The organism is Actinomadura darangshiensis, from assembly GCF_004349235.1.
Classification (GTDB): domain Bacteria; phylum Actinomycetota; class Actinomycetes; order Streptosporangiales; family Streptosporangiaceae; genus Spirillospora; species Spirillospora darangshiensis.
Genome location: NZ_SMKY01000460.1, coordinates 1 through 4,821, shown reverse-complemented (window position 1 = coordinate 4,821; position 4,821 = coordinate 1). Strand labels below are relative to the sequence as shown.

Below are 4,821 nucleotides of genomic sequence, written 5' to 3'. Positions count from 1 at the left end.
GCCACGCTCCCCGCCCGGCAGCAACCCCGGGCCCTCGCGGCCGACGAGGCGGCACGGTTCAAGGCCGCGCACGTGTACGGCCTCGACGAGGCGGCCACCACCGCCGCCGTCACCCTCGGCGCCGACATGGTCGACTACACCTCCCACGGCGCCGCCCCGGGCGTCCATCGGGTCTGGACCCCAATCGCCGTCCCGCCCGCTCAGGCCGGACTCCTTCGGTGGGCCGGCGGCATCGGCTACAACGGCGTCGGCGTCCCGCTGATCGCGTGTCACTGGGGGCCGCTTCCGCAGGGGACATGGCTGGCCTGGTGGCCCGACCACCGCATCACCGCCCGCAACGACATCACCTCGCGTGGCGTCACACGCCACCAAGCCCAACTCGTACTGCAGGAGTTCGGCCCGCTGGGCTACCCCGAATTCGCCACGACCATCACCCCCCGCCCGGACGTACTGGCCCCGGACGTACTGGCCCCGGACGCCGATCCCGACACCGATGCGCCCGCCGATCTGCACGGCGGCGAGCACCTGCTCGCGTTGGTCTCAACCGTGCTGGCCTCCTGGGCGCTGCTGACCACACCCGGCGCCGCCCATCTGATCACACGCCAACCCACTACCGCCCAGGCCGCCCGCGACCGCCACGCCGGGTTAAAGCCCCGGCCCGCGACCCTGGCCACCGGACCGGTCGACACAACGATCATCGAGCGGATAAGCAGCGAGGGACCGCCATGACCCTGCACCAGCCCGACCTTGTGCCGCAGCGGCCCCATCCTGGCCTGGCCACCGGGTGAGCGCGCACCGCAACCAACTCGACGGACAAAGCAGAATCGGGACCGTCGTGCAGGCCGGCCAAGTGCACGGCGACGTGCACCTGCACCCTCCAGCACCCGTCTCAGCCGGGTCGCCGATGATGCTGCCCGCCCCACCCCGCCAGATGCGTGACCGAGACGCCGAACGCGCGCTCCTGAACCGCATCGCCGCCACCCGCCGCCCACCAGCACGGCCGGACCTGCTGGTCATCACCGGCCCGGCCGGCGCCGGAACGACCGCGCTGGCACTGGACCTCGCGCACCGCGCGGTACACGCCGGCACCGCCCCCGGCGGCGCACTATGGGCAGACCTGACCACCACCCCAATACCCGCCCCAGCACCCGGGCGGGTCACGGAGCAGGATCAGGACCCCGAGCGCGAAAGCTGTAGCCGCGTCGAGGCCGCGGCGGCGTGCTGGCTGCGGGTCCTGGGCGCGGACTGGGTGCCCGACCATCTGGGCGAGGCCGCCGCGCTGCTGCGGTCGATGACCGCGTCCCGGCCGGTCGTCGCGGTCATCGAGCATGCCGCCACAGCCGCGCAAGTGCGGACGCTGCTGCCCGCCACAGGCCTGGTCGTAGTGACCAGCAGATTCCGGCTCCCGGACTTGACGGCCGAGGGCGCCCAACACCTCGACGTGCCGCCGCTCCCAGAAGACGCCGCGATGCAACTGGCCGCAGACATGATCGGGACCCGTGCCGACGAAGACCCCATCGGAGTACGCGCCCTGGTCGCCGCCTGCGGCGCGCTGCCCAGCGCGGTCATCGCCGGCGCCGCCTACGTGGCCGCCCGTCCGCACCGCCCGATCGTGGAACTGGCCGAACGGCTGACCCGGGCCTCACCCCGGCGGACACCCAGCTCCACCACCGACGAGGAGACCATCGTGACCACGCTCGACACCGTCTATGACGAACTGCCACCCGGCCTTCAAGGTGCCTATCAGAGCCTGGCGCTCATGCCCCGCCCCGCCTTCAGCGCCGCGGCAGCCGCCGCTCTCCTGCAACTCGACGACGAAGCCACCGACACGGTGCTGGCCCGGCTCCAACAAGCCCACCTGCTGGAGTACCAGTACCAGCACGACCAGTGGCAGATGCCCGCCCACGTCCTCACCCACGCCACCGAGCTGGCAGCCGACCTTCCCGCCGACGAGCGGACCGCCGCCATAGCCCGCATCACCCGCCACTGGCTGATGTGGACCGCCCGGCTCGACACCCTCATCAACCCCGGCCGCCGCCGCCACGCCGCCGTCTTCGGATGGCTCCCCGAGCGTCCCCCCACGGCCGCCGCCGCCCACGACGCGATCGCCCTACTACAGACCTGGATCCCGGCGCTGCTCGCAGCCCAGGCAGCTGCTGCGAACGCGGGCCTACACGACCTGGCCTGGCAGTATGCCGACACACTCTGGGGCTACGTGAGCCGGCGGCAAGACTACGCCGCCTGGCGCCAACTCTGCGACGTCGCACTGGACTCCGCAGCTCGCACCCAAGACCCGGGCGCTCTGGCCCGCGTGCACGCCCTCACGGGACTACTGGAACGCTGGCTAGGAAACCTCGACGACGCCGCACAACACCAAGCCGAAACCGCACGCCTGGCCCGCCTGGCCGGCGACACCCTGGCCGAAGCGTCCGCCGCCGAACACCACGCCGCCACCCTGCTGCGAATGCAACGCCCCGACCAGGCCTACCAAGTCCTACTCGCCGGACTCACCCTGTACCGGGCCGTCCCCACACACCTACGAGGAGAAGCCCTGCTACGCCGCCAACTCGCCATCACCTGGAGCCAACTCGGCCACCACGACAAAGCGAAAGCCGAGTTCGACGCCGCCGAATCAGTATTCCGCGCCCTCAACGAGCCCTACCCACAATCCCAACTCGCCGTGAACCGCGCCGAAGCAGCAACCAGAGCCGACCAGATCGACCAAGCACTGGCCCACTTGGACCGCGCCGAGCAAATCCTGCCCCACAAATCAACCGCCCACGACGCCTACCTGCACTACCTGCGAGCGGACCTGCACGGCCGCAACGGTAACCACCAAGCGGCACAACACGCCCTCGCGACCGCCATCACGCTCGCCGACCGGCTACCCGACAGCCACCCCACCACCCTGCTCATCAAAGCCCTGATCGACGAGCGCTCCACCTCCACGTAGGCAGACAAGCAGTTGGCCGACCACGACCGGCGAACAAACGGTCAAGGCCCGCTCATCGGCGCCAACGCCCGCGCGGCAGGCATGAACACGGCGCCAAGTCCGTACCGACGCACCCGCACCACCGCCGCTCGCGGGCATCACTGCCGGCAGCAAACGGTTTACACTCGCCCACGTTGACCGACCGGTACCTCGCCAAGACCGTCAAGGCCGCCGTCGCGGCGGCTGGTCAACCACCGCGAGGTCATTCCCCTCGCCGCCCACTCCCTGCGCTCGGGAGTCACGACCGCCGCTCGCACCCTGGATGTCGACGAACCCTTGCATCAAGCCGCCGTTGAGGAGGCTTGACGGACTCCAAGTACGTTCTGCTCCATGAGAGGCCATGCCGACTCCTCCGTGGCGGGGGTGGAGCCGGCGTCGTTGACCCCGCGTGGGTGAGCGCGGCCGGTTATGGACAGCCGTTCCCCATGCTCATGAGCGCTGGTTGGCGGAATCATCTGCGGTAGTGAGACTGGGCCGTCACCGTGCATCGGTGCCCCGCACGGCCTGGTCTCCCGCCCTCAATTCCGACAGACCTGCTGAGGGCGTCTTGTCGCCCGCTGAGCCCGCCAGACCGGATACCGCAGCGGCCCCTCGCCGACCCACTCGGCGGCGAACACCGCCTCGCCCCCCAACTCGGTCCCCCCGCAGCAGCCTTAACTCGTACTCACGAATTCGATCTGCCTGGCGATGAGGAAGAGTTCGGCGCAGTCTGCCTCTGGCGGGAATTGCTCTACGACTCGGTGGTGGAGGTGTTGCCGGTAGGTCACTTCGGCCAGCCGTTGGTAGAGGTTCATGTCGAGTTGCTGTTGGGAGGAAAAGCAGTCCAGCGCTTTTGCCTTGATTCGCAGAAGGTCGGCGTTGCCCATGAAGAACAAGGTGGGTTCGAAGCCGATGCTGTAGGGCGACCGGAAGTACCGGAGGTTCGCGACCCCTCGTAGAGTTACGGCTGTTGCCTCGGTCCCAGTGGTGGCGTGGTCGAGGTGCTGGTCGGCCGGGTAGTGGGTGAAGATGATGTCGGGGCGGGTGTCGCTGAACAAGTTGATCAGGGCGGCGTTGATCGCGCCTCGGTGATCGGTGGACCGGGTATCGGGGATGGCGGAGAAGGTGTAGTTCGAGACGCCGAGCAGTTTGCCGGCCGCGCGGCGTTCGTTCAGGCGGTCTGGTGCGTTGCTGGGGTGGCCGGTGGTCAAGCAGTGCACGTGGACGCGGGCGCCGCTGCGGGCATGGGCGAGCATGCGCATACCCATCGCGATCTCGGCGTCGTCGGGATGTGACACCACGATGAGGATGGTCGTCAACTGGCCCTCCCTTCCGCGGGCAGATGCGGCACGGGACGAGGTGGAGCCGCTTGCGGCAGCGTGGAGGGACTTCGGCCCCGGTCGCAGGGGGGTGCGTTGGCCTCAGGGGTCAGACGCTGGCAAGGTCGCTGAGCGCGTTGCGTCCTCGGTCGATGAGTACGGGGTCGCCCCTGGTCACGCCGGTGGCCAGGTAGGAAACGGCAAGGCGGGCGGTGAGCAGGATAAGAACGTGCTGTTCCTCGGCGGTCGGTTCACGTCCGTAGCCGGTAAGGAATGAGGTGCGCAGATCGGGGCGGGTCTGCCACAACGCTCCGTGCAGCCACACCATGTCCTGGACGGCCGGGCCGTGGTCTGCCATTTCGAAGTCGATCACTCCGAGAGTTCGCGTGTGCTTGTTCCAGAGCCGGCGGTGTCAAGCGGTTGTTGCAACGAGGAACTCGTTGAGTGCCTGGGCTGGGGTTTTCCAGCCCAGGGTGTGGCGGGGGCGTTGGTTGAGTTGGCGGGCGACCTCGTCGAGGTCTGCTTGGGTGT

Annotated in this window: 3 protein-coding genes and 2 pseudogenes; 2 read left to right on the top strand and 3 right to left on the bottom strand. The window is 69.2% G+C overall.

All coding sequences use genetic code 11. The annotated features are described in order from the left end of the window. Both E1293_RS48265 and E1293_RS44540 read left to right on the top strand, forming a co-directional pair. On the top strand, positions 1–729 hold a 729-nt coding region (locus E1293_RS48265), incomplete at its 5' end, for a hypothetical protein (protein ID WP_207939491.1). A 202-nt stretch (positions 730–931) separates the two neighbouring features. Beyond that, a complete protein-coding gene (locus tag E1293_RS44540; RefSeq protein ID WP_132205816.1) occupies positions 932–2,953 on the top strand; it encodes an outer membrane protein assembly factor BamD in 2,022 nt (673 codons plus the stop codon). Positions 2,954–3,645: 692 nt separating this feature from the next. On the opposite strand, the gene E1293_RS44535 is transcribed toward E1293_RS44540, so the two are convergent. The 3 genes and pseudogenes from E1293_RS44535 to E1293_RS50910 all read right to left on the bottom strand — a co-directional run. Continuing rightward, complete coding sequence (locus tag E1293_RS44535; protein WP_132205814.1) at positions 3,646–4,290, bottom strand: PIG-L deacetylase family protein; 645 nt, start codon at positions 4,288–4,290, stop codon at positions 3,646–3,648. Between the two features lie 109 nt (positions 4,291–4,399). Continuing rightward, positions 4,400–4,681, bottom strand: a pseudogene (locus E1293_RS44530) (phosphotransferase); the annotation flags it as partial. 21 nt (positions 4,682–4,702) lie between these two features. Next, a pseudogene (locus tag E1293_RS50910) lies at positions 4,703–4,821 on the bottom strand (IS30 family transposase); the annotation flags it as partial.